Origin of the sequence: Pararhizobium sp. LjRoot238 (assembly GCF_964252955.1) — a bacterium.
Classification (GTDB): Bacteria; Pseudomonadota; Alphaproteobacteria; order Rhizobiales; family Rhizobiaceae; genus Pararhizobium.
The window spans coordinates 2,744,827-2,768,998 of sequence record NZ_CAXUPP020000001.1; the positions used below are offsets into that span (position 1 = coordinate 2,744,827).

Consider the following 24,172-nt stretch of genomic DNA (forward strand, 5'->3'; position numbering starts at 1 on the left):
CGATGTTGAAAGTCAGCAATAGATTGGCAAAAGCGACTGCCTCACCAGTTTCAGCCCGGTCGTCAGATCGGCAACGGGATCGGGCGCGGCATCCAGTTCGAGAATGGCCCACCCCTCATAGGCGCGGTCTCTCAAAAGGCGCACCCATGCGGGCCAGTCGACGCGGCCAAGTCCAAAGCCGCAGAAATAGGCCTGATGGCGCGCATGGATATCTTCGCCGATCGGCGTATCCGCGGGCATGGGGCCGAGCGCGTCCTTCCAGTGTGCAATGATGACGCGCTCATGGTGGCGGTCTACGAGCTGGACCGGATCGGAACCGGCGACAATGATATGGGCTGTGTCCGGGCACATATGCACATAGGCGGGATCGGTGAGCAGCATGAGCAAGTCGACGTCGCGCGCAGCGGCAAAGACAGAGTGGGCCTCGGTGTGAAGCGCCAGCCGCACACCTTTGGCGTAAAGAATCGCGCCGAGCCGGTTGAGGAAATCGGCAATCTTGCGAGCGAGATCAAAATCGAAGAAGGCAACGGGCTTGGCCCCAAGGGTTTGACGCATCGGCGCACCGACAACCATGATGTCGGCACCACAAGCTTTCAGGAAATCGGCATATTTTTCCGCCTTTGCGATGAAGGCCGCCTGATCCGCCGGGTCGGTGATGTCGCCACCTGCTTCAAGCTCGGCAAAAAAACCACCGGTCAGTTGCAGGTTGCGTCTGCACAGTTCTGCCGCAAAGCCCCCGACCGAGCCAAAACTTTCGACCGCGTGCTGCCAGTTATAGGGCGCAAACGTCAGTTCAATACCGGTCAAGCCGGTCGCCTGCACGCCGTCGAGAATGCGTGTCCAAAATTCAACGGGAGAGTTCGCCGCGAACTCGGCTATCTGCGCTTCAGTTTCAACACGCCAGAATCCGGGGTGCGAAAAGGTAACAAGATCGACACCAAAGCGAAGCCTATGGTCTGAAGACATGCTCGTTCCGTCTTTGCGCATGGAGTATCGCCCGCGGGGTCAATATCCCGCGAAAATATCCCAATAATTTCAATTCATTAAAGATGGCAATCGTTTGCCATGGCTAAATAATAGCCAAGTCGATTTTTTATGCAAGCGGTTTTTGGCAATCGTTTGCTAAACGCCATCGATTGCCGTAGCATTCACACCCAGGTTGCGTGGAGAGAATAAAAAAATTGAAAAAAAACAAAAACTTGCCAACTGGAGAATCAGGTGGTCCGTTAATGGCGGATGTCGCAGCACTGGCGGGTGTGGCGATATCAACGGTCAGCCGGGCACTTGCCAATCCTGGTCGTGTGAATGAGAAGACACGTGTCAAAATCGCGGCCGCAGCCGACAAGCTCGGCTACACCCCCAATGCGATGGCCCGCAGCTTGAGGATCGGCAAATCCGATATCATTATGATCGTTCTGCCTGGATCGCTCCAATATGGCGCTTCCCAGATCATCCCGCAGGCGCTGCAAAGCATCAATCAAGCGCTGATCCAGAACGGCTACACGCTCCTGATCGCCAACCTCGATCGCGACGAAATTTCGGAACGGCACGTTCTCAATCTCGCTTTCGGCGGCTCGGTTCGCGGGACAATCATCCTGTCCTCCGAACTGCCGGAGATCGGTGGCCGGTCGCTTGCGGATGCCGGCCTGCCGATCGTCTCAATGCTTTTCGATTTGAGCAGCGCCTCCATTCCCAGCGTTGTCACCAATGATCGGCAGGCAATGAGGGAAGCGACCGGCGAACTGATCGCGCTGGGTCACCGGAGCTTTCTTTATATCGCAGGCCCGGCAGGCAATTATCACGACGTTGAACGATACAAGGGTGTTGTCGACGCGCTGCATGATGGCGGACTGACGGAACAGAACGTGGTGCGTTCCGGGGGGCGGCTCAGCTATCAACGCGGCTTTCAGATCGGTATCGAAGCGGCAGAGGATTTCGACCAGCTGACCACGAAGCCGACGGCGGTGATCGCAACCGAAGACGACATGGCCATCGCTTTCATCAGCCGTATCCGCGAAAAAAGCTGGCGTGTTCCGGAGGACTTGTCGATCATCGGCTTCGACTGTGCGCCGGTGAGCGAGTTCTGCGAGCCGCCGCTTTCAAGCATCCGGCAGCCGGTTGAAGAAATGGGTGCGCTGGCGGCCGAAAATTTGCTGCGCCGCCTGTCTGATCCTGCCTGGAATATCCCGCTAAAATCGGTTCTACCCAGCGCTTTCGTCAAGCGCCGCAGCATCGGCCCCGTGAAGGCGGCATGAAGTCGAGTTTCTGGCCCAATGGCGAAGCAAAAAAAAGTCGAGCCCTTGGTACACGGCTCAGCACCAAAGGTCGCCCTGCGGGAGATCCGCGACAACGATCTGAAGCGCCGCAAAAATTGAAAAGCAATGGGGTCGCGACCAGCGCGGGTCGTGACCCCACATCCGCGTCGAATTGCGCCTGAAAAGGGTGACAACACGCTGCGCCTCGCCGCCGACGAAGATTCTCATCGGCCGAACGGTATCGCCGATCGAACAGGTTCTACTGCGTCGCGAGGTCGTTCGCTGCCGGAGAACCGTCGTCCGCTCCCGCTTTGACAAGCCCTTCGCGGAGGTGCTCCACGTCGGATTGCTGAGCGTAGTGCAAGGTGGCGAGGAAGGATTCGACGCCGAATTTGGGGAGGAGCGTTCTAACCTTCTTCATATGCGCTGCAGCAGCGATCTCATCGCCAAGCCAGCCGTAACATGCAGCGACGAATGCGTGCTGGACGTCATCCATGACGGACAGGTGCATGAATGCTTCGATCGCCTCGCCATACTGATGCGCAGCGAAGTGTGCTTTTCCAAGATGACTCCAAAATCTTTCAGGGTGATGGGGATTCAGCCGCATTGCCTTGCGGATCCATTCGATTCCCTCTTCGGGCCGCCCCAGCCAGGTCAACAGTTCCCCTTGCTGAACCACCACAAGGTCGTAGTTGGGATTGAGGGAAAGGGCACGCTCCTGGTGATAACGCGCTGTGGTCAGCTCGTTGTTGTTCACGCTCACCGCGGCCAGAATGCGATGCACGTCGGCATCGTTGTCATCCAGCGCCAGCGCCCGATCCAGCGCAGCAACGATTTCGCTCCAGACGGCATCCTTGTCTTCGCACCAGCCGTGGACCCAGGCCTGGCCGAGAATGCACGCCCGCCAAGCATGGGCGTGGGCATAATCCGGGTCGAGCGCGACGGCCCGATCTATCAGGGACTGCGCCTGCTTATTGTCCGCAACGGTGCCTCTGTGATGCAGCACCTTGGCGGCCAGGGCGCACTCGTATGCGGCCATGTTTGCAGGTTTCGTCCGCGCAAGCTGGTCGCGCTGGGCCGCCTCGACGCGCCCGGGCAAGGTTGCGGCTATCGCCGCTGTTATTTCATCCTGGATCGCAAATATATCGTCCAACCTCCGGTCGTATCTATCTGCCCAGATATGAGCATCATTGGCCGCGTCGATGAGCTGGACCGTTACGCGCACCCTATCGCCGATCTTGCGGACGCTTCCCTCCACCAGGTATTGAGCCCCGAGTTTCTCGGCGATTTCGCGCACGTTTACGGCTCGGTTCTTGTACACGAAACTGGAGTTGCGTGAGATGACGAACAACTCGTGGCGGCGAGACAATTCGGTGAGGATGTCTTCGGTCAGACCATCCGCGAAAAACTCCTGATCGGGATCGCCGCTCATGTTGTTGAACGGCAGAACCACTATCGAGGGTTTGGAGACAGATCGCTTTGCATCGAAATCCGCCGGCTGAGCGGGCAAGGCGGAGTGCTCAACCCCGATACGAAACAGACGAACAGGACGGCTTATATTTTTCAGCGTCTTCTCCCCCAGATCCTCGATGGAGACTTCGAGACGATCGGCAACTTGTATTGCCACCGCGGCGGTGACACAGATACCGCCTACGTCGGCCAGCTGCTCAATACGAGAAGCAATATTCACACCATCGCCGAAAATGTCCTCGTCTTCGAAAATAATGTCGCCAAGATTGATGCCGATCCTGAATTCGATCCGCCGATCCTGAGGCACGTCCGCATTTCGCCGCTGCATGCGCTGCTGGATCTCCACGGCGCACTTTACTGCATCAGTCACGCTCTGGAACTCCACGAGCATGCCGTCGCCCGTCGTCTTGATGATCCGGCCCTTGTTCTTTGCGATGGCGGGATCGATCAATTCTATCCGGTGCGTTCTGAGGCGGGCGAGCGTGCCTGCTTCATCGGCCTCCATCAGCCGGCTATAGCCTGCCATATCGGCCGCTAGGACTGCTGCTAGTCTCTGTTCCATTGATTTGCCAACATAACGATAAAAAGGATGCGCCTTCTTCCGGACTGGGCGATCAAAGCGGTCCGGGACGATTCTATAGCACCCCAATGGAATCGCCTATCTAATTTAGCGCCGTCTTCTGAAAGAAGCTCGGCGCACGGTCGAGAGAGGCGGGTGCGCAATTTCGGCGATCGGGTGCCCCAACAACTCGGCGACGGTTCAAAGGGTAATGTCAGGTTAAATTCGCAGGCGCGTTTTTGGACAGATGCCTGGATCAGACGACCACGCCGGCAACGGCCTTCCAATGAGCGATCGCCCTAAGGCGATGCAGATGGACGGCGATGGCTGAGTTTTTCGAGCGAGGCGGAACGAAGAGATTTCGGACCGCCGAAAAGACGGACGAGAAGCGTTGCAGCCCGCCCGGCGACCGCGGGTTACCATGCTGTGCGGTTTTAAACAATTCTGTGGTGCAAAGCGATCTCTTGACCTAAGCTCCCCCGATGTCGAAGTCCGATTCCCAGACTGCCCCGCCAGACCGAATGCCCGTTGTTCCGGCGTGGGCGGTCCCGCGCGGACCCGTTACCAGCGACGCGGACGCCGCCTTCCTGGCAGGCGCAGCATTGAATGCTCTCGACACGCTGGTGCGGATGCAACCGGATTGGGCCGGTGTCTGGCGTCAGCGCCTGGCGCTGAAATGTGCCGTATCCGCTGTGCGGCTTGCCGGCCGATCCGAGGACGAGGCGGCCTTGCGCGATGTCTGGGTCCTGCGCGGTTCCGCCGATGATTTGGGGCCGGCCGGCCGCATCTTCGCGGCCTACAAACGGCTGGCGGCCCGGATGGCGACGATCGATACGAAGGTGCTGCGCGAACTCGCCGACCTCTTCGCTATCCGCTGGGGCGATGAACTCGCCACCATCCCGGCGATGATCGATGACGTCAATCAAGCGGGAAGGACGGCCCCCTTTGCCGCTGCCGCGATCGTCACGGAGCTTTGCACCATCCGTCCGGATGCCGAAGTGCTCGCCTGGTGGCTGGCCGACTGGATGCTGGCGCAAAGACTGCGCTGGGACCGTCCGGTCCCGCTCTTGATGGCGCAGCGTGCTTCGACCGCGTTTCGTGTTGAGACGGGCAGGGGCCGTATGCGTCCGGGCGAGCTGGGATTTGAGCGGGCGGTGTGTCTGGCTCTGGCGCAGGCGTCGGCCGAGGCGTGCCGGCTGGCCGCGGAGGTTGCCAGGCGTGCCGATCGGCTGGCGGCGGTTGCGCCGAAGCTGCGGGCCAAGGGGGCAGGCGAGGCAATCCGCCTCTTGCTCGACGAGGACGCCGTTTCCGGCGCGCTACGAACCGCAAAGCTGTCGCGCTGGGCCAGCCGCCGACTGTTCGAGCGCCTGATCGAATTCGACGCTGTGCGCGAATTGTCCGGGCGATCGACGTTCCGGATCTACGGGTTGTGAACGTGGCAAGACAAGCAAACGCGGCCAGGGTCGGACGGGCGGATCGTCAGCGTAGACGTTCGGACAACGTGCTGCTCGACACCGAGCTCGCCGACCTGCCGCCAGAATTGCGCTGGCGCGAATGGATGCAGCGCGTCGAGGCGGTCATCTTTGCTTCGGCGACGCCGGTGCGCCGCGAAACGCTGGCCGGGGTCGTCGGCCGCAATTGCAGCATTGACCTTTTGATCGACGATCTGCGTGAGGAGCTGCGCAGCCGGCCGTATGATCTGGTATCCGTCGCCGGCGGCTGGCAGCATCGTACCAAACCCGCCTATGCCGGCGTGATCCGTGCATCCGGCGCGCCAACTCGGGCAACCGCCGATCTCAGTGCTGATGAGGCGGCGGTGTTGATGGCGATCGGCTATTTACAGCCGGTGACGCGCGCAGAACTTTCGAAGATTTTCGGCAAAGAGATCAGCCGCGACCTGATCGGCAGCCTGCGTTCGCTTGAGCTCATTGTTTCGGGCCCACGCAGCCCGCTGCCAGGGGCGCCGTATACGTACGTCACGACGCCGGTATTCCTGTCCGCCTTCGGCTTCGACACCCTGCGCGATCTGCCTGATATCGAGATGCTCGAGGACGCAGGACTGCTCAGCCGTGACAGGACGATGGCCGCGGAAATCGACACGACAATGTCTGAAGAAAGTGGCGAGGAATGAGCAGACGCGGCTGCTGCATAATTCCTTAAATCGAAATCGATTTAAGGAATTATGCAGCGGATTTAAAGTGTTACAGCGTCCTTTGCGCGTCATGTTTGACGTAGCGGCGCTGCAATGCGGATTTCAGCGAGACATCCTCCTACACCGTCGGATATTCGTTCGCCGTGAAAACATGGTGATGGACGCGCCCAGAGAACATCTCAAGCAGTCCGCCGGTGACAGCGCGGCTTTCGAAACGCACGTCGGACTGCAGCGCCCTGTTGCAGGTCTCGATATCGGGATAGCGGATGGCGAGCGCCATGGCGAAGGCTGGTGCTCCCTCGTCGCGATCGGCTCCGTCCAGCACGCGCACCTCCTCGGCGCCCGGAAACCGGGTCCAGAGCGGCACGAGCCTTTCCTTCACATAGGCACGGAATTCGGCTTCCTTGCCTGGATGAATTTCCCCTTCGAAGAGGGCATAGCGAATGATCATGATACTGCTTTCGGCTGGCGGGATTTCACAAGGCTGAAGAAAAGAGGCTGAAGAAAAAGGGGCACCATTCGCGGTGCCCAGCTCCTGGGAGGTCGTCGTTACATCTTGCCCCAGATTTTCTTGTATTCGTCGCGGTAGCCATTGTCCGGGTCGAAGCTGTTCTTCGGTCCGCCGTCGAACTCGACATTATCAGCCGTGACGACGTGGAGGGGCGAGAGGTAGCCTGACCACTGTTCGCCCGCGAAGGCGCGGTTCAGCTCGTCGACGAGCTGCCAGCCCTGCAGGTTCAGCGGTTCGGCGACCGTTACCTTCTGGAACTGGCCGGCGCGGATGCGCTGATAGGCCGATTCCGAGCCGTCGCCGGCGGCGACGTTGATCGGCGCGTCCGTGCCGCCCTTGCCGGCGGCCGCGAGAGAGGGGCCCATGAAGTCGAAATAGAGATCGTTGATGGCAAGCGAGTGGGTCCACTGGTCACCGTATTTCTGCAACAGCGACGTCGTCAGCTGCGGCATGCGCTGCGAGGTTTCGGCAATCGGCGTATCCACATATTCGAGCACCGTGCCGCCGAGCGCCTCTATCTCGGCCTTCATCTTGTCGGCCTTGGCAATGGCGATGGCGTAGGTGCTGTCAGTGAAGATGATCACGCCCGGTTTGCCACCGGCATCGGTATAGGCCCAGTTGGCCGCAGCCTTGGAAACTTCCATCGCGTCCGTGCTGACATTGGCGAAGAGGCCGGTTTTTTCATCCGGGCCGATGACCGGACCCGCATGCCAGGCAACCAGCGGAATGCCCGCGGCCTTGGCCTGTTCCAGCGCCGGACCCTGCTCGACGGCATCGAAGCCGTTGATGATGATGCCGGCGGGCTTCAGCGCCATGGCCTGGCCGAAGGCTGCCGTGCGGCCGCCGATCGAGCCAGCGCCGTCGAGAACCTTGACTTCCCAGCCGATTGCTTTGGCTGCTTCCTCGACGCCGGTGGTGACCCCCAGAATGCCGCCATTCTTCAGGTCGCCGGCGAGCACGACGATCGTCTTGCCCTCCTGCGCCTTCGGGCTTGCCTTCGGGCCGTCCCAGGCCGTGACGCGGGTGGCGTATTTGTCGACCATCGCCTTGGCGTCCGCCGTGGCATCGGCCAGTGCCGGGCCGGCCAGCATCAGCGCCAGCATGGCGACCGAGCCCTGGATCAGTGTTCTGCGTTTCATGGTTCTTCCTCCCTGTGAAGATGGTGCGTTTTGCACGATCGGTGTTTCCGTCAGTTCTTTGGTGGTCTTGCTTGCAGCGGACCGGGTGCCGCCGCCTTGCCGGCGGCGCCGCGTTTGCGCTGGGCGTAGCCGGCGATGCCGATGGCAACGAGCAGGGTGACGCCATTGAAGAGGGGCTCGACGAAGAACGAGCCGCCGATCTGCTGGATGCCCGAGATGCCGACGGCCAGAATGATGACGCCGGTCATCGTGCCCCAGACATTGACGCGGCCGGGCTTGATGGTTGTGGAGCCGAGAAAGGCGCCGACGAGTGCCGGAAGCAGATATTCAAGCCCAACGCTTGCCTGGCCGATGCGCAGCTTCGAGGCGAGCAGCACGCCGGCAAGTGCCGCGAGCGTTCCGGACGAGACAAAGGCGCCAATGACGAAACGGCGGACCGGGATGCCGTTCAGCGCTGCCGCCTTGGGATTGGCGCCGATAGCATAGACGTAGCGGCCGATCGGCAGGTATTCGAGAATGATCCAGAGGGCGGCCGCCAGCAACAGCACGTAGAAGCCGGTGATCGGCAGGCCGAGGACCATGGTGCCATTGAGCGCGTAAAAACCGTCCGGCAGGACGCCGACCACCTGCCGGCCACCCGTGTGCCAGAGCGCCAGCGCATAAAGGATCGTGCCGGTGCCGAGCGTGGCGATGAAACTGTCGATCCGCGCCACCTCGACGAGAAGGCCATTCAGGAAGCCGGTGAAGGCGCCGAGGGCAAGCACGATAACGACGGCGACCGGCCACGGCACGCCGAACATGGTCTGCAGGCTGATTGCCAGAATGTGCCAGAGCACGATGCCGTAGCCGACCGTGAGGTCGATCCTACCGGACGCCATCGGGATCATCGCCGCCAGCGACAGGAGGGCGATGATCGCCTTGTCGGAAACGATCGAGCGCAGGTTGAGAAGCGTCGGGAAGGTCTGCGGCAGCAGCAGCGAGAACAGGACGATCAGAAGAACTGTCAGGATGACCAGACCGTAGACCGGGATATAGCGGGCGATCCTCTGGCCTGTGGTCAGTCCCGCCAGTTCGCTGCGCGTCGGTTCAAGCGCGGTGGATTCGATCGATTGCATGGTTCTAGGCTCCCGTGGTCTCTCAGTCTTTTCAGGCTCAGGCGGCTTCCGACGCTGAAGCGGCGGAAATGACGGCGGATGTGGTGAGGACGTCGCCCTGAAGTTCGGCGACGATGCGGCCGCGTGAAAACACCAGGGCGCGATGGCAGATATGGGCGATTTCCTCGAAGTCGGTCGAGACGACGACGACGGCAAGGCCCGCTTCGAGCGCCCGGGCGATCAGCTTATAGATCTCGGCCTTGGCGCCGATATCGACACCGGCCGTAGGGTCTTCGGCAACGAGCAGTTTGCGGCCCGTTGCCAGCCAACGGCCAACGACCACCTTTTGCTGGTTGCCGCCCGACAGCGCCTCGATCGGCAGGCTCTGGTCGTTCGGACGAAGGCCGACGGTCTCGCCGATCGTGCGGGCCTGCTCGGCTTCGCTGGCCGGAGACAGGAACGAGAACAGGCCACGGCCGGATGCGCCCGGATTGAGGAAAGTGTTTTCCCGAAGCGACAGCGACATCGCGACGGATTCCTCGGTACGATCGCGCGCGATCAGGCCGATGCCGGATTTCATCGCCGCGACGGGGTTTGCCAGATCCGGTTCTTCGCCGTTCAGGCGAATGGAACCTGCGAAGGCCTCGCAACCGAACAAGGCCCGGCCGATCAATTCCTGGCCGGCGCCGCGCAGGCCAACGAGGCCGAGAAGTTCGTTCTGGCGGACGTCGAATGATACCGGGCCGGTGCCGGTGCAGATGAGGTCGCGGGCGGCCAGAACAGCCTTGCCCGGCTTGCATGGTGCTTTCACGAAAAGCTGGTTGGCGGGACGGCCGACGATCATCTCGATCAGATCGTCCGGCCTTGTCTCGGCGACCGGGCGCTGCCCCACCAACCGGCCGTCGCGCAGCACGGCCACCCGGTCGGCAATGCGGAAGATCTCGTCCAGGCGATGCGACACATAGATCATGCCGACACCGCGTTCCTTGAGCGGGCGGATGGCATTGAAGAGCCGTTCCACCTCGTCGGCGGGCAAGCTGGCGGTCGGCTCGTCGAGCACCAACACGTCAGCTTCGACGGCGAGTGCGCGAGCAATCGCCACCAGCGATTTTTCGGTGCGGGTCAGGTCCTGAACCCGGGTGCTCGGATCGAAGTTGCAGCCGACAAGTTCGAGTGCTTCCCGGGCGCGATCTTCCGTCCGGCGCCAGTCGATCAACCGCGAACGCATCGAAAAGCCCTGCGCCAGGCCGACATTCTCGCCAACGGTCATCCATTCGACAAGACCCAGGTCCTGGTGGATGAAGGCGACCGGCTGGCGCTCATTCGGTTTGGGCGGGCGGTGACTGTAGGGCTCGCCGCGAAACAGGATCTGGCCGCCATCCGGCTTGTAGATACCGGCAAGCGTCTTGATGAGTGTCGACTTGCCGGCGCCATTTTCACCGAGAAGGGCGAGGATTTCACCGGGGAGCAGGTCGATGGAGACATTTTCGAGCGCGCGGGTGCCACCAAAGACCTTGGTAATCCCCCTGAACTCGATGAGTTTGCGATTGTCCATCCCTGCTCCTCCCAAAGCATCGATTGATGTATGTTATCGATAACATATCCGGATAGTCAAGGACCGAAGTCACTTCGGTCCGAATTTTCTCAGGCGAGGGTGCCGTCGAGCAGGCGCATCATTTCGGCGGAATCGCGCGCGCCGAGCCCCGCGGCGCAGAGCAGACGGTGGATTTCGACGACCTGGCCGGTTATCGGCAGAGGCGTCTTCGTCTTCAAAGCGAAGGCCTGCAGCGAATCCAGATCCTTCAGCATATTGTCGATCCGGCCGGTCGGCGTGTAGTCGCGGGCGGCGAACTTGCCCATGAATTCCTGCATTATACTGCTGTCGGCACGGCCGCCAGCAAGGGCGGCCGGAATGGATGCGGCATCGACGCCTCCCGCCTCGGCGAGTTTCGTCGCTTCCGCCACGGCCTGGAAGATCACCGCGCAGAAGAGTTGGTTGATGAGTTTCGTCGTCTGGCCTGCGCCGCTGCCGCCCATCAGCGTATAGTTGCGGGCGAGGTGCTGCATCACGGTACGAGCCCGCTCGAAATCGGCTTCCTCACCGCCTGCCATGATTGTCAGCCGGCCACCGAGCGCACCGGGGACGCCGCCGGACAGTGGGCAATCGACCCATTTCATGCCGGTCGCGCTTGCCAGTCTTGCAGCCATTTCCGCCGTATCGGCGGGGTCGATCGAGGACATGTCGATCAAAATCTTGGTTGCATCTGCGCCCGCGCTGACACCTTCGGCACCGAACACGACGGCGCGCACGATATTGGCGTGGTTGAGGCTAAGGATGACGAAGTCGCTGGCCCGCGTCGCCTCGTACACCGACGCGGCTGCCGACGCCCCCTTGTCCGTCAGCGCCGTGACCTTGGCCTTGTCGAGATCAAAGACGGTGACGGTCTGTCCCGTCTCGATCAATCTTGTGGCAATCGCCGACCCCATGATCCCGGCGCCGATGACGGCGACCTTGCAGGCTTGCGTGTCGGTCATGGTTCAACTCCGTTCAGGGCGGCAAGGCCTTCGAGGGCCATGACGGTAATGACATCCGGCGAGGGGGCGATATCGACGATCACAACGTGGTCCTCGCCTTCGGGGCTTTCCAGTGTCGCCAACTGGCTGTCGAGCAGCGAGGCCTTGAAAAAATGGCCCGGACGCTCGGTCGTCCGGTCCAGCAGAATGTCTCTTGTGCCCTTGAGATAGACGAAGGCTAGGGGGGCGCCTGCCGCCTGCCGCAGACGGTCGCGGTAGGCACGCTTCAACGCCGAGCAGGAAATGACAATGCCTGTCGCACGTGCTTGTTCGAGCTGATTTCCGATGATCTCCAGCCAGGGCCAGCGATCGTCATCGTCAAGAGGAATGCCGGCCGACATCTTGGCGATGTTTTCGGCCGGATGCAGGCTGTCGCCCTCGACGAAGGGCAGGCCGAGATGATCCGCCAGCCGCTCGCCGATCGACGACTTGCCGCAACCGCTGACGCCCATGACGACGATCAGGTCCTTAAAGGCAGGTGGTGATGCCGCCATCGACATAGAGCGTGTGTCCGTTCACGAAAGAGGATGCCTTGCCGGCAAGAAAGACCGCCGATCCGACCAGTTCATCGACATTGCCCCAGCGGCCCGCCGGGGTGCGCTTTTCCAGCCAGCCGGAAAATTCGGCGCTATCGACCAGCGCCTGGTTGAGCGGGGTCTTGAAATAGCCGGGGGCGATTGCGTTGATCTGCAGACCATGTTTCGCCCAGTCGGCGCACATGCCGCGCGTGAGGTTGCGCACGGCGCCCTTGGTCGCGGTATAGGGCGCGATGCCCGGCCGCGCCATTTCGCTCTGCACCGAGGCGATGTTGATGATCTTGCCGGCGCCACGGGGGATCATGTACCTTGCCACGGCCTGTCCGACATAAAAGACGCTGGAAATATTGGTGGCGAGCAGGAGTTCCCACTTGTCGGCCGGAAAGTCTTCGAGCGGTGTGCGAAACTGCATGCCGGCATTGTTGATGAGAATGTCGATCGGGCCAATGTTTGCCTCGATTGCGGCGACGCCCGCCGTCACGGACTCCTTGTTCGTCACGTCGAAGACCGCCGCATGGGTGGTGTAGCCGCCTCGGCGCAGCGTTTCGACCGCGCCTTCGACCTTTTCAGCCGAGCGGCCGTTGATGATCACCTCGGCACCATGTGCTGCCAGGCCTTCGGCGAGCGCGTAGCCGATCCCTTGGCTCGAGCCGGTAACGAGCGCCCGGTGTCCGCTCAGATCGAACAGTGGAAATCCCATGAATGAACAGCCTCCCAGCATTCCGGATCATTTTCTTTCGCGCTGACGTTTTACAGCGGCCGGTTTCTATTGACACATATGTTATCGATAACATATCAAGTCAAGCAAGAAAATTCGGGAGGAAGATATGTCGAAACCAGAGGTGCTGATGATCGGGCCCTATCCGTCCTGGGATATGGAGGACCTCGAAACCCGCTACACTATCCATCGGCTTTGGGAGGTCGAGGATCGGGAGACGTTCCTGGCTCGGCAGGGGGGCAGCATCCGTGCGGTGGCGACGCGAGGTGAGCTCGGCGCTTCGGCGGAGCTTCTGAAAAAACTACCGAAGCTGGAAATCGTCAGCTGTTACGGCGTCGGCACGGACGCGATCGAACTCAACTTCGCCCGTGAAAACGGTATTCGCGTCACCAATACGCCGGACGTCCTGACTGAGGACGTCGCCGATCTTGGCATGGCCCTGATGCTTGCCGTCGCGCGGCAACTGCCCGAGGGGGACGCCCATGTCCGTGACGGAGGCTGGTCCAAGGGTAACATGCACCTGACGACGCGGGTCTGCGGCAAGCGCGTCGGGGTTGTCGGCATGGGAAGGATCGGCGCCGCCTTTGCCCGGCGTGCGGCGGCCTTCGATTGTACCATCTCCTATTTTGCCCGGTCCCCGAAACCGAACCTTCCCTATGCCTTCGTCAGCGATCTGGTGGAGCTTGCCCGGCGATCGGATTTTCTGGTCGTAACCCTTGCCGGCGGCGAGGGCACGCGTGGTATCGTTACGGCGGAGGTGATCGAGGCGCTCGGGCCTGATGGCATCTTTATCAACATCTCGCGGGGTACGACCGTGGACGAGGCTGCGCTGCTCGATGCGCTTGAGCATGGCCGTATTCGCGGCGCAGGCCTCGACGTGTTCCTGAACGAACCCGCCATCAATCCGCGGGTTTCCCAGCTCAAAAACGTTGTTCTGCAACCGCATCACGGCAGCGGCACGGTGGAAACGCGTCAGGCGATGGGCAAACTGGTGCGCGACAATCTGGCGGCGCATTTTTCCGGCCAGCCGCTGCTGACGCCGGTTGCCTGAAAGCGGAGGGGGAGCCATGAAATCCATCGTCATCCACGCAGCCCGTGACTTGCGCATCGAGGATACCGTCACGGGAGAGGCCGGTCCCGGTCAGGTCGAGATCGCCATCGAGGCGGGCGGCATCTGCGGTTCCGATCTGCACTATTACAATCACGGCGGCTTCGGCGCGATCCGGCTGCGGGAACCGATGATCCTCGGCCACGAGGTCGCCGGCACGATCAAGGCTCTGGGCAGCGGCGTGTCGGGGCTCGCCATCGGCGACCGGGTTGCGGTTTCGCCGAGCCGGCCGTGCAATGCCTGCGACTACTGCCTGAAGGGCCAGCAGAACCATTGCCTCAACATGCGCTTTTACGGCAGCGCCATGCCGATGCCGCATATTCAGGGCGCCTTTCGCCAGCGTCTGGTCGCCGAGGGCTGGCAGTGCCACAAAGTAGCCGACGGCGTCTCCATCAACGAAGCGGCCTTTGCCGAGCCGTTCGCCGTAACGCTGCACGCCGTCAACCGGGCGGGCTCGCTTCTCGGCAAGCGCGTGCTGGTCACCGGCTGCGGTCCGATCGGGGCGCTCTGCATTCTCGCCGCCCGCGCCCATGGTGCCGAGGAGATCGTCGCCACCGACGTGATGGACGCAGTGCTTGCGAAAGCGTTGGACATCGGCGTCGATCGTACCATCAATGTCGCGACCGACGGCGACAAGCTGTCGGCCTATTCGGCCAACAAGGGGTATTTCGACGTGATGTTCGAGGCGTCCGGCAACGAGCGCGCCGTTCGCTCCGGCCTCGAAGTCTTGAAACCGCGCGGCATCCTGATGCAGCTCGGGCTTGGCGGTGACGTCTCCATTCCGCAAAACCTCGTGGTGTCGAAGGAAATCGACATGCGCGGCACCTTCCGGTTCCACGAGGAGTTCGCGCTTGCCGTCGATCTCATCAATCGCCGCCGTGTCGATGTAAAACCGCTTCTGACCGGCGTCTTCGGTCTCGACGATGCGGTGGCGGCGTTCGACATCGCCGGCGACCGCAGCCGGTCGATGAAGGTACAGATCGCGTTTTAGCAGCCTGTTCTTAGGCTTCGTATCACGTGCTCTCGCGCTCGATGACGCGAAAGCCCGTCACGGTGATGGGGTCCGGCATTCCGACCCCCTGGATGGTCTGGATCAGTTTGAGCGCCGCCAGGCGGCCGATGCCGTAGCAATCGACGTTGATGGTCGTCATGCGCGGGTGACAGCAGGCGGCGATTTCGTAGTCACCGAAACCGGCAATGGCAATGTCCTCCGGGACTTTCATGCCCCGGCGCTGACATTCCATCAGCGCGCCGAAGGCCGAAAGATCGGAAACGCAAAGGGCCACCTGCGTATCCGGCCAGCGCTCCAGCATGCTGACGACCGCCTGCGCGCCCTGTTCCATGGAGATTGGCGGGACGCCGAAGGAAATCACCCGATCGAACGGAAGGCCCAGTCTTTCCAGAGCGCGAACAAATCCTGCCCGGCGCTGGCTGCCGCGTGTATCGCGCGCCGTGGTGCCGCCGATATAGCCGAAGCGCTGGTAACCCTTGGCCGCGAGCGTTTCAACAAGCAGCTCCATCGCCTCGCCATTGGAGAAGCCCACGACCTTGTCGATCGGTTGAGCCGGCCTGTCCCAGGTCTCGATGACCGGGATGGCGGCCTGTTCGAGCATGCGCCTGCCCTTCGGCGTGTGGGAGCCGCCGGTCAGGATGATGCCCTCGGGTCGGCGTCGCAACATGGCTTCGATCAGTTCCTCTTCCCGTTCGACAGAATAATCGGTGTAGCCCAGCAGTAGCTGCAGGCCGGTTCCCTCGAGCGCATCGGTGATGCCGCGCGCCGTGTCGGAGAAGTTCGAATTGTTGATCGAAGGGATGATCGCCGCGACAAACCCCGTGCGCCGGGATGAAAGGCTGCCGGCCGACTGATCGAGAACATAGCCGAGCTCGTTGATCGCCTGCGTTATCCGCTCGCGTGTCGCCTTGGAAACATGGCTGCCTTCTTTCAGCGCGCGCGACACGGTCATCGCCGAAACGCCGGCCCGACGGGCCACATCGCTCATGGTCGGGGCTTCGGTCGTCTTGCCGTCGGGTATCTTTGTCATTGCTGTTTCCGCATGGGCGATTGCTGCAAAAAACTTGTTTGTGCATGCATATGTTATCGCTATCATCCGAAAGAAACAACGGGCCCGCGGGCAGTCGCCACGCGGCGAATTTAGCATTGGAAAGGGAGAGGACATGTTCGGGGAGATCGAGGGAACGGGGTTCGAAGTTCTGGATACGCGCTTTGCCGCGTGCTTTGTCGGTCATGCCCGTGTGGAGCGATTGTGGACAGGCGGGCGGTGGCTGGAGGGACCGGCGTGGTTTGCTCCCGGCCGTTTTCTCGTCTGGTCGGACATTCCGAACAATCGCATGATGCGGTTCGACGAAACCAGCGGTTCCGTGTCCGTCTTCCGGCAGCCTTCGAACAATTCCAATGGCAATACGGTGGACAACCAGGGTCGCTTGATAACCTGCGAACACCTGACAAGGCGGGTGACGCGCACGGACTTCGACGGAACCGTTGAGGTCATCGCCGACAGGTTTGAAGGCAAGCGCTTCAACTCGCCGAACGACGTCGTCGTCAAATCCGACGGCTCGATCTGGTTTACCGATCCATCCTACGGGATCATGCATGACTACGAAGGCGAATACGGTGAGGAAGAGATCGGCGGCTGCCACGTCTATCGCGCCGATCCGCAATCGGGCGCCGTTACAAAAGTTGCCGGCGATTTCGAGAAGCCGAACGGTCTTGCCTTCTCGCCGGACGAGCGGCTTTTCTATGTCGCCGACACCGGCGCCAGCCACCTGGAAAACGGGCCGCGCCATATCCTGCGGTTTTCGGTTTCAGATGGTGGGACGCTCTCAGGTGGTGAGGTCTTCGCAACCTGCACACGCGGGCTGTTCGATGGTTTCAGGGTCGATCGGATGGGCCGGGTCTGGGCAAGTGCTGAGGACGGCGTCCATTGCCATGATCCGGACGGAACGCTGATCGGCAAAATCCGCATTCCCGAAATCGTCTCGAACCTGACCTTCGGCGGCGCCAAACGCAACCGGCTGTTCATCACGGCGACGAGTTCGCTCTATGCCGTTTACCTGACGGCAAATGGTTGCAAACTCGGCTGAGCCGCCCGCCGGATTCCCATGGGTTTGCTTGCTCTCACCGTGACAGCCAGCCACCGTCGACCGGAATTGTCGTTGCGGTGACGTAGCCCGAAGCCGGTGAAGCCAGGAAAAGGATGGCGGTTGCAAGATCGTCCGGCGTGCCCCATCGGCCCATCGGGATACGCGCCAGAATATCGCGCGAGCGGTTCGCATCTTGCCGAAGCGCCGATGTGTTGTCGGTTGCCATGTATCCCGGCGCGATTGCATTGACCGTTATGCCATGAGCGGCCAGTTCGTTTGCCATGGCTTTCGTCAGTCCGACGATACCGTGCTTGGCTGCCGTGTATGCGACGACGCGGATACCGCCCTGATAGGAGAGCATCGAGGCGATGTTGATGATGCGGCCGCCGCGCGCCGCGCGCGCCATCTCGGCCGCGGCCGCCTGTGACAACTGAAAGACGGCGCGCAGGTTGACGGCGTTGACGGCATCCCAGTCTTCAAGGGAATAGTCGGCAAGGTCGTTGCGCCGGATAATGCCGGCATTGTTGACGAGAATGTCGATCCGGCCGAGAGTATTCGTCACCGCTTGGAGCAGTTCGGCGGCCTCGAAGGGCAATCCGAGATCCTGCTTTACCGCGAAAAATCGCCGTCCAAGGGCTGCGATCCGCTCGGCCGTTTCAGGCATCTCCTGCGACCCGATCGCGGCGATATCGGCTCCGGCCCGGGCAAGGGCGATTGCCGCAGCCTGGCCAAGCCCTGTCCGGGCGCCGGTCACGAGCGCCACCTGTCCTGTCAGGTCAAACATCGATCACCTCAGGTCCTGCGGCCGCACCATGTCCATGTCTTCGAAGACCTGGTTCTCGCCGGACATCGCCCAGATGAAGGTATAGTTACCGGTTCCGCAGCCGGAATGAATTGACCAGGGTGGCGAAATGACTGCTTCCTCATTGCGCATGACGATGTGGCGGGTTTCCTGCGGCTTTCCCATCATATGGAAAACCACCGCTTCCGGTGCCATGTCGAAATAGAAGTAGACCTCCATCCGCCGGTCATGCAGATGGGCGGGCATCGTATTCCAGTTGCTGCCGGGCGCCAGTTTGGTCAGCCCCATCAAGAGCTGGCAGGTGGGCATGACATTGGGGTGGAGATAGCGGTAGATCGTGCGCTCGTTGTTGGTCTCACGTGCGCCGAGCGTCACGGGAGAGGCTTCCTCCAGCGTCACATGTTTGTTGGGATAGTTTTTATGCGCGGGCGCGCAATTGCCGTAGAATTTCGCCGGATGCGCCGCGTCGTCGCTCGAAAACGCGATGTTCCGCGCGCCGGCGCCAATATAAAGCCCTTCCTGCGGCCCTAGTCTGAAGACATCGCCGTCAACGCTGACCTTGCCCGCCCCACCAATATTGATGATCCCCATTTCCCGGCGTTGCAGCAGGAAATCGGTGCCGGTCACGCCGGAAACGTCGTCTGGTGCCTCGACTGGTCCGGCGACCGGGCAGACACCGAACACGATCACCCGGTCATAGTGCGTATACGCCATGTTCATGGCGTCAGGCACAAAGAGGCCCGAAATGTGAAAATGGGCGCGCAGGCCGTCCGTGTCGAGCGTTCTGGCATGCTCGGGATGAATTGTGTCGCGAATGTCCATGGTCGTTCCTTGATGCTTTTCATTCGGGCGAAGCGCCATGCTGCCTTTCGGCGCACGGTGCTTAATCGTGTCGAGAATAGACGTATAGATTCGAATTGGATGCCGATTTTGAGATGCTGAAACGCAAATCGGCGCCACAGCCTGATGTGGCGCCGATCGTATCCGCCGATGCTACTTGGCGGCAGCGGCATACTTGGCAAGTTCGACATTCGCCCCGGCTGCATCGGCTGCCAACTGAGCGTAGGTCTCCTCAAGCGTCAATTCGCCGACGATCAGCTGGCTCATGCGTTGAACGATGGAGCCATAGACGGCGCTTGCCCCTTGCGTCCTTTCGATCGTCCGCGCTTCTTCCGGAACGTTGCCGACATTGCGGGCGAAGGCCTCCATCGAGGATTTGGCATTCTGGCTGTCGGACTTGTATTGCGGGTTGTCGATCTGGGCTCCAGGCAGAATCAGGAACTGCTCGGCAATGTCGCGCTGAGCCTTTTCCGAACCCAGGAATTCGATGAGCTTGGCAGCGGCTTCAGGCGCCTTGGTATGCTGGAAGGCGACGATGAAAGTCGATCCCGGCATCGGCACGCAACCGGCGTCACCGCAGGGCGGATCGATCGCCGTCCAGTCGAAAGCGTCGCCGATCTTCGTGACGAATGGATTGACCATCCAGTTTCCGGCCAGATACGTCACGACGTTGCCGCTGGCGAACTCGTCTCCCATGTTCTTGTAACGCGTTCCGCCCGCCGCACCCCACATTTCCTTGGGAAACGCGCCGGACTGGGTCCATTTATAGAGATCGGCGATATAGCGCTTGGCAGCGTGATCGGGGAATATCAGCTGTCCGTCCTTCAGGAAGTGCGCCCCATAGGAAAATGCCGGTCCGGAGAAGCGATGACCGGAGCGGTCCATCGTGAAGGGAATCTCGACGCCCGTTGCCTTGGCAACCTTGACGGATGCATCGACGATTTCAGTGAGCGTCGCCCCCTTGGCAGGTAGCGGAACGCCGGCCTGCTCGAACAGCGTCACGTTGACGAACGGCTGGTTGAGCGTCTGCGAGGCGACATAGCCGCCGATCTTGTCGGCTGCCGCACCCGGCGTGCGGATCAGTTCCAGCGACTTTCCGTGAAGCTTCGCAAAACCATCCGGATCCTTCATGTGGGGCCGCAGGTCGGCGGTGAATCGGAGAAGATCGGTGGCGGTTATCTTCGCCACATCCGGCCCCTTGCCGACCGACAGCTGAAGCGGCAGCTGCTCCATCATCTGCGCATAGCCGGCGGTGACAAAATCGACGGTGATGTCTTTGTTCTCCGCCTCGAATTGATCGACCAGCTTTTCCATCATGGCGATATAATTCGGATCGTCATCGGTGAAGGCGAAAGTGATCGTCTCGGCGAAGGCCGGCGCGGCAGCCGTGGTCAAGGCGAGTGCGAGCGCGGTAATTTTCAGCGTTTTCAAGGTCATGCATTCCTCCCGTTGTAGGCCCTTAAGGCGCCAATGAAAATATTTTCATTGATGAACCGTTCGAATTTCATTGCCTCGTGATGATTTAATGGCTATTTTTGCCCATAAGTCAAACAAAAATGAAAATTTCGAAGGTGGAGGAGACGAAAACTAATGAAAATTATTTCATTAAAGTCTCACGATGATCAAGCGGATGAGGGTGGGCCATTGGATGGGGCGACGCTATGGCCGATTGCGCCCGGCGAGGCGCTTAGCCGCTGGCATGTCAGCGAGGCGGAGGTTGAGTATTTTCCCGGAGCGGCCCGTCCAATGCCGGATGCGATCGATTACCGCTTCATCAACGGATGGGTCGCAACCGGCGATCTGCCCTGCCGCCAAGCGCTACGCGCCCGGCTTCTGATCCGCGACGTCCAGCTGCCGACGTCTATCGATTTTTCGAATATCTATCTCGGCGGGGAAGATCCCCGCGTCGATTTTTCCACCTTCTGCTTTCGCCCCCTCCTCATCCGCCGCTGGATGCGGTGCGTCGTCACGGCGGATACGGCGCAGGCCGTACGCTTTGCCGCTGAAGCCTGTGGCGGCATGCATGTGTGGCTCGATGAGACGAAGGTGTTGGCGCACGAGCCCTATGATCGCAATATCGCTCATTCGGCCACGTTTTCGGCGGATATTCCGCAGGGCGAGAGCGTCCTGACCGTGTTTCTTGAGGACCTGCACGAGCGCGACACAAGCTGTTTCTTCAAGCTGACGCTGCTGGAAGGGGAGGGCCTTGCCGCCGGTATCCAGGCTGAGATCGACAGTCATTCCATGCGCGAGGTGGAGGCAACGCTGAACGGTCTGCGGACGGACCGCCTGTTCTACGACAAAGGCACGGTGCGGGTGGTCGCCGACTATCTGCCCGATCGCCCGGTGGAGATCGAGCTCGGACCCGATTGGCATCCGTCCGAAACGGTGACGATGAACGTGCTGCCGGACGGGGTAGGCAAGACGGCGCAGCCGATCCGCTTCACGATCTCCAAGGACAACCCGACGGCCGAGTTGTTCGACATCGCGGGCCTCAGGGCCGGGTGCATTTCTCTGACATTTGTCGTTCAGGTTGGCGGCGTGCGGATCGAGCGCGGGCTTGGCACCTCCATCCTGCCGCCGCCGCTGTCGCTCAATCAGGACCACCTATCCGGCCGCAAACGGGCCGCCCTCAATGTCATGGTCGCCGGCGGCAAGAACGAGCCGTCGCGCGCCCTCGTACTGTTGGCGCTCGGTAAGGAGCCGGAGCAAGCAATACGGTTGATCGAGAGCGCGCTGCCGCCGGTCATCGAGCGCCATGATTGCGCCGATTTCTGGCTGCTGCCGCTTCTGTGGATCTATCGCGCGCATGCCTGGACCCAACTGCCGGACGAACTCTGGGAGAGGCTGCGCGGCACCATCCTCAACTTCCGTTATTGGCTGGACGAGCCGGGCGACGATGTGATGTGGTACTGGAGCGAGAACCACGTCCTCTGCTTTCATATCGCCCAATATCTGGCGGGCGACCTTTTTCCCAACGATGTCTTTCCCAACAGCGGCAAGACCGGCCTGGAGCATCGGGCGCAGGCAGAGGCGCGGCTGCACCGCTGGTTCGATGCAATCGACGAGCACGGCCTCGCGGAATGGAATTCAGCCGCCTACTACCCGATCGACTTCCTCGGCCTGTACACGCTGTTCGAAAACACCGATGATCCGCGCCTGAAGGAACGGACCGGCAAGCTGCTGGACGAGATCTTCGTCATGACCGCTCTGCATACGCTTAAAGGCGTTCCATCCGGATCGCAGGGCCGCATCTACGAAAAGGAGCTCTTTGCCGGATCGGCGACCGAACTTGCCTCGGTTGCGGCAATCGCCTTTGGCGGCAACTGGTACGCTGGTCATGATCGCGCGGCCGCTCTCTTTGCGCTGTCGGACTACGAGCCGCCGACGCTGGCAACCGACCTTGCGTTCCCGCCGAAAGGCAAGCGGCTGGCTGCCCGCTATACGCAAGGGCTGAACATGAACGCCAAGCTCTCGCTCTGGAAATGCGCGGACGCGCAATTGTCCAGCGTCGCGGAGTACAAGACAGGCGCGCTTGGCCATCAGCAGCACATGGCCGATATCCAGCTTTCCGGCCACATGCTGGCGCGTTTCTGGATCAATCATCCGGGCGACCTCAAGGTCTGGGGCGGCAGTCGGCCATCCTACTGGGCCGGCAACGGCATCAATCCGCGCGTCGCCCAATACGACAACGTGGCACTCATGCTGTTCGACCTGACGGTCCAACCCCACGCCATCCGCTTTACCCATGTTTTCGTGCCCGTCGAGCTTTGCGACGAAGTCGTCGTCGAGACACACTGGATTTTTACGCGGGTCGCGGACGGCTATGTCGGCATTTACGGATCGTCTGCGCTCGAGGCTCTCCAGCAAGGCCTGTTTGCCGGTATGGAATGGCGCATGCATGTCGAAAAAGCGGGCTGGCTGATGATTGCCGGCAGCGCGGATATGCATGGCGGGTTCTCCGCATTCCGGGAAAGCTGCCTTGCCCTTGCTCCGCATTTCGACGCGGATGCGGTGAGCCTGACGCTCGATCACCCCGACGGCAAGCTGCTGCTGCCATTCGAGGGGGATTTGCGGCGCGCCGGAACATCCCTGCCTTTCGCGCCGCTTTCCACCGTCCCGCATATCGGCGTTGATGGTGGTGTGCTTCATCCCTGGACTGAAATGAAGGAGCTTTCCGCATGATCCCGGCCGCGGACATCACATCAGCCATTTCGCAGATATCCCGAGGCTTTCGCCGTTTGAAGGGCATCGGCGACGCTGCCGACGCCGATACGGGCGAGATCATCTTCGATGAGTGGGACTGGGAGGTCGGCGTCGGGCTATACGGCTATTTTCGCGACGCCGAAGAACGCGACGATCAGGCCGCCTTCGGCAGGCTGATCCGTTGGTACGAAAATCAGCTCGCCCGCGGCCTGCCACGCCGTCAGGTCAACTCCACGTCACCCATGCTGGTATTTTCCCTGCTGACTGAGAAGTTCCAGCGCGAAGACTGGAAAGTGATCGTCAAGGACTGGGCGCAGTGGATTTTCGAAGAGATGCCCCGCACAGAGGAAGGCGGCTACCAGCATCTTGTCAAGGAGCGCGACAACGAGGGCCAGCTCTGGGACGATACGCTGTTCATGGCCGTGCTGTTCATGACGACAGCCGGCCGGCTGTGCCAGCGACCCGATTGGATCGAGGATGCGCACTACCAGTTTCTCTGCCATATCCGGTTTCTGGGCGATCCGCCGAGCGGACTGTTCTTCCATGGGTGGACCTTTCTTGGCCGGCACAATTATGCGCGCGCACTATGGGCGAGGGGCAATGCCTGGATCACCATCGCTATTCCCGAACTGTTCCGCCTCGCCCCGCCGGAAGGCGCCATTGCCCGCTATCTGAGGGAAGTCTATCGCACCCAGGTCGCAGCGCTTCAGGCGCTCCAGAACGAGCAAGGCATGTTCCATACGCTGCTCGACGATGTCGGAAGCCCCATCGAGGCCTCGGCCACCGCAGGTATCGGTTACGGTATTCTTGCCGGCATCCGGGAAGGGCTGATCGACGAAAGCTTCAGGGGCACGGCGGAACGATCGCTCAGCGCCATCTTGTCGCGGATCGACGAGACCGGCCTTTTGATGGATGTCTCGGACGGCACGCCGATGGGCGAGGATCTCGATTTCTATCGCCGGATCAAAAATCTGCCGACACCATATGGTCAGGCGCTTGGAGGGCTGTTCTTGATGGAATCGAGACGGCACGCGCGCTGACGGACGGGACGCGCCCTTGCTTCGCCTGGGTTGCGCGTCCACCACGGAGATTGGGAGGAAAACACA

General features: G+C 61.1%; 21 protein-coding genes and 1 pseudogene. 8 read left to right on the forward strand and 14 right to left on the reverse strand.

Annotated features, from left to right (window positions below; translation table 11 throughout):
* Positions 1-12: 12 nt before the first annotated feature.
* Positions 13-966, reverse strand: coding sequence for a sugar phosphate isomerase/epimerase family protein (locus ACSQ3F_RS13360; protein WP_436100654.1), 954 nt, complete (start codon positions 964-966; stop codon positions 13-15).
* Positions 967-1,181: 215 nt separating this feature from the next.
* Between ACSQ3F_RS13360 and ACSQ3F_RS13365 the strand changes: the two genes are divergently transcribed.
* Complete coding sequence (locus tag ACSQ3F_RS13365; protein WP_436100655.1) at positions 1,182-2,255, forward strand: LacI family DNA-binding transcriptional regulator; 1,074 nt, start codon at positions 1,182-1,184, stop codon at positions 2,253-2,255.
* A 259-nt stretch (positions 2,256-2,514) separates the two neighbouring features.
* Here the strand turns inward: ACSQ3F_RS13365 and ACSQ3F_RS13370 are convergent, their stop codons facing one another.
* Together ACSQ3F_RS13370 and ACSQ3F_RS13375 are read right to left on the reverse strand one after the other, a co-directional pair.
* Entirely contained in the window at positions 2,515-4,287 is a 1,773-nt protein-coding gene (locus ACSQ3F_RS13370; RefSeq protein ID WP_436100656.1) for an adenylate/guanylate cyclase domain-containing protein, read from the reverse strand.
* Positions 4,288-4,540: 253 nt separating this feature from the next.
* Positions 4,541-4,696: pseudogene (locus ACSQ3F_RS13375) on the reverse strand (IS6 family transposase); the annotation flags it as partial.
* A 70-nt stretch (positions 4,697-4,766) separates the two neighbouring features.
* Here ACSQ3F_RS13375 and ACSQ3F_RS13380 point away from each other — a divergent pair.
* Positions 4,767-5,717 (forward strand): DUF1403 family protein, encoded by a 951-nt coding sequence (locus ACSQ3F_RS13380; protein WP_436100657.1) that lies wholly within the window; start codon positions 4,767-4,769, stop codon positions 5,715-5,717.
* A 68-nt stretch (positions 5,718-5,785) separates the two neighbouring features.
* Positions 5,786-6,415, forward strand: a complete 630-nt coding sequence (gene scpB / locus ACSQ3F_RS13385; protein WP_436100658.1) for an SMC-Scp complex subunit ScpB — start codon at positions 5,786-5,788, stop codon at positions 6,413-6,415.
* A gap of 139 nt (positions 6,416-6,554) precedes the next feature.
* Here the strand turns inward: scpB and ACSQ3F_RS13390 are convergent, their stop codons facing one another.
* The 7 genes from ACSQ3F_RS13390 to ACSQ3F_RS13420 form a co-directional block, all read right to left on the reverse strand.
* Positions 6,555-6,887, reverse strand: coding sequence for a hypothetical protein (locus ACSQ3F_RS13390; protein ID WP_436100659.1), 333 nt, complete (start codon positions 6,885-6,887; stop codon positions 6,555-6,557).
* A 98-nt stretch (positions 6,888-6,985) separates the two neighbouring features.
* Positions 6,986-8,086 (reverse strand): ABC transporter substrate-binding protein, encoded by a 1,101-nt coding sequence (locus tag ACSQ3F_RS13395; protein WP_436100660.1) that lies wholly within the window; start codon positions 8,084-8,086, stop codon positions 6,986-6,988.
* A 50-nt stretch (positions 8,087-8,136) separates the two neighbouring features.
* Positions 8,137-9,201, reverse strand: coding sequence for an ABC transporter permease (locus ACSQ3F_RS13400; protein WP_436100661.1), 1,065 nt, complete (start codon positions 9,199-9,201; stop codon positions 8,137-8,139).
* Positions 9,202-9,238: 37 nt separating this feature from the next.
* Entirely contained in the window at positions 9,239-10,735 is a 1,497-nt protein-coding gene (locus tag ACSQ3F_RS13405) for a sugar ABC transporter ATP-binding protein (protein ID WP_436100662.1), read from the reverse strand.
* Positions 10,736-10,824: 89 nt separating this feature from the next.
* The gene (locus ACSQ3F_RS13410; RefSeq protein WP_436100663.1) at positions 10,825-11,715 is read right to left on the reverse strand and encodes an NAD(P)-dependent oxidoreductase; all 891 of its coding nucleotides are present in this window, start codon (positions 11,713-11,715) and stop codon (positions 10,825-10,827) included.
* Entirely contained in the window at positions 11,712-12,254 is a 543-nt protein-coding gene (locus ACSQ3F_RS13415) for a gluconokinase (RefSeq protein WP_436100664.1), read from the reverse strand. Before ACSQ3F_RS13415 ends, ACSQ3F_RS13410 begins: the two co-directional genes overlap by 4 nt.
* A complete protein-coding gene (locus ACSQ3F_RS13420) occupies positions 12,223-12,990 on the reverse strand; it encodes an SDR family oxidoreductase (protein ID WP_436100665.1) in 768 nt (255 codons plus the stop codon). The genes ACSQ3F_RS13415 and ACSQ3F_RS13420 overlap by 32 nt, the downstream gene beginning before the upstream one ends.
* A gap of 127 nt (positions 12,991-13,117) precedes the next feature.
* Here ACSQ3F_RS13420 and ACSQ3F_RS13425 point away from each other — a divergent pair, with 127 nt between their 5' ends.
* Positions 13,118-14,059, forward strand: a complete 942-nt coding sequence (locus ACSQ3F_RS13425; RefSeq protein WP_436100666.1) for a 2-hydroxyacid dehydrogenase — start codon at positions 13,118-13,120, stop codon at positions 14,057-14,059.
* Between the two features lie 16 nt (positions 14,060-14,075).
* Positions 14,076-15,107, forward strand: coding sequence for an L-idonate 5-dehydrogenase (locus tag ACSQ3F_RS13430; RefSeq protein WP_436100667.1), 1,032 nt, complete (start codon positions 14,076-14,078; stop codon positions 15,105-15,107).
* Between the two features lie 22 nt (positions 15,108-15,129).
* Here the strand turns inward: ACSQ3F_RS13430 and ACSQ3F_RS13435 are convergent, their stop codons facing one another.
* Positions 15,130-16,158, reverse strand: a complete 1,029-nt coding sequence (locus ACSQ3F_RS13435; RefSeq protein ID WP_436100668.1) for a LacI family DNA-binding transcriptional regulator — start codon at positions 16,156-16,158, stop codon at positions 15,130-15,132.
* A 133-nt stretch (positions 16,159-16,291) separates the two neighbouring features.
* On the opposite strand from ACSQ3F_RS13435, the gene ACSQ3F_RS13440 reads away from it, so the two are divergent.
* Positions 16,292-17,218: an SMP-30/gluconolactonase/LRE family protein gene (locus ACSQ3F_RS13440; RefSeq protein ID WP_436100669.1), complete on the forward strand. Its 927-nt coding sequence runs from the start codon at positions 16,292-16,294 to the stop codon at positions 17,216-17,218.
* A 34-nt stretch (positions 17,219-17,252) separates the two neighbouring features.
* Here the strand turns inward: ACSQ3F_RS13440 and kduD are convergent, their stop codons facing one another.
* The 3 genes from kduD to ACSQ3F_RS13455 all read right to left on the reverse strand — a co-directional run bounded on the left by kduD (position 17,253) and on the right by ACSQ3F_RS13455 (position 20,297).
* Positions 17,253-18,002 carry a 2-dehydro-3-deoxy-D-gluconate 5-dehydrogenase KduD gene (gene kduD, locus ACSQ3F_RS13445; protein ID WP_436100670.1) on the reverse strand — a complete coding sequence of 250 codons (750 nt, stop codon included), beginning with the start codon at positions 18,000-18,002 and terminating at the stop codon, positions 17,253-17,255.
* 3 nt (positions 18,003-18,005) lie between these two features.
* A complete protein-coding gene (gene kduI / locus ACSQ3F_RS13450; protein WP_436100671.1) occupies positions 18,006-18,842 on the reverse strand; it encodes a 5-dehydro-4-deoxy-D-glucuronate isomerase in 837 nt (278 codons plus the stop codon).
* Positions 18,843-19,013: 171 nt separating this feature from the next.
* Positions 19,014-20,297: an ABC transporter substrate-binding protein gene (locus ACSQ3F_RS13455; RefSeq protein WP_436100672.1), complete on the reverse strand. Its 1,284-nt coding sequence runs from the start codon at positions 20,295-20,297 to the stop codon at positions 19,014-19,016.
* A 153-nt stretch (positions 20,298-20,450) separates the two neighbouring features.
* On the opposite strand from ACSQ3F_RS13455, the gene ACSQ3F_RS13460 reads away from it, so the two are divergent.
* Complete coding sequence (locus ACSQ3F_RS13460; protein WP_436100673.1) at positions 20,451-23,045, forward strand: hypothetical protein; 2,595 nt, start codon at positions 20,451-20,453, stop codon at positions 23,043-23,045.
* Positions 23,042-24,106 (forward strand): beta-galactosidase BglB, encoded by a 1,065-nt coding sequence (bglB, locus tag ACSQ3F_RS13465; RefSeq protein ID WP_436100674.1) that lies wholly within the window; start codon positions 23,042-23,044, stop codon positions 24,104-24,106. Before ACSQ3F_RS13460 ends, bglB begins: the two co-directional genes overlap by 4 nt.
* Positions 24,107-24,172: the final 66 nt, after the last annotated feature.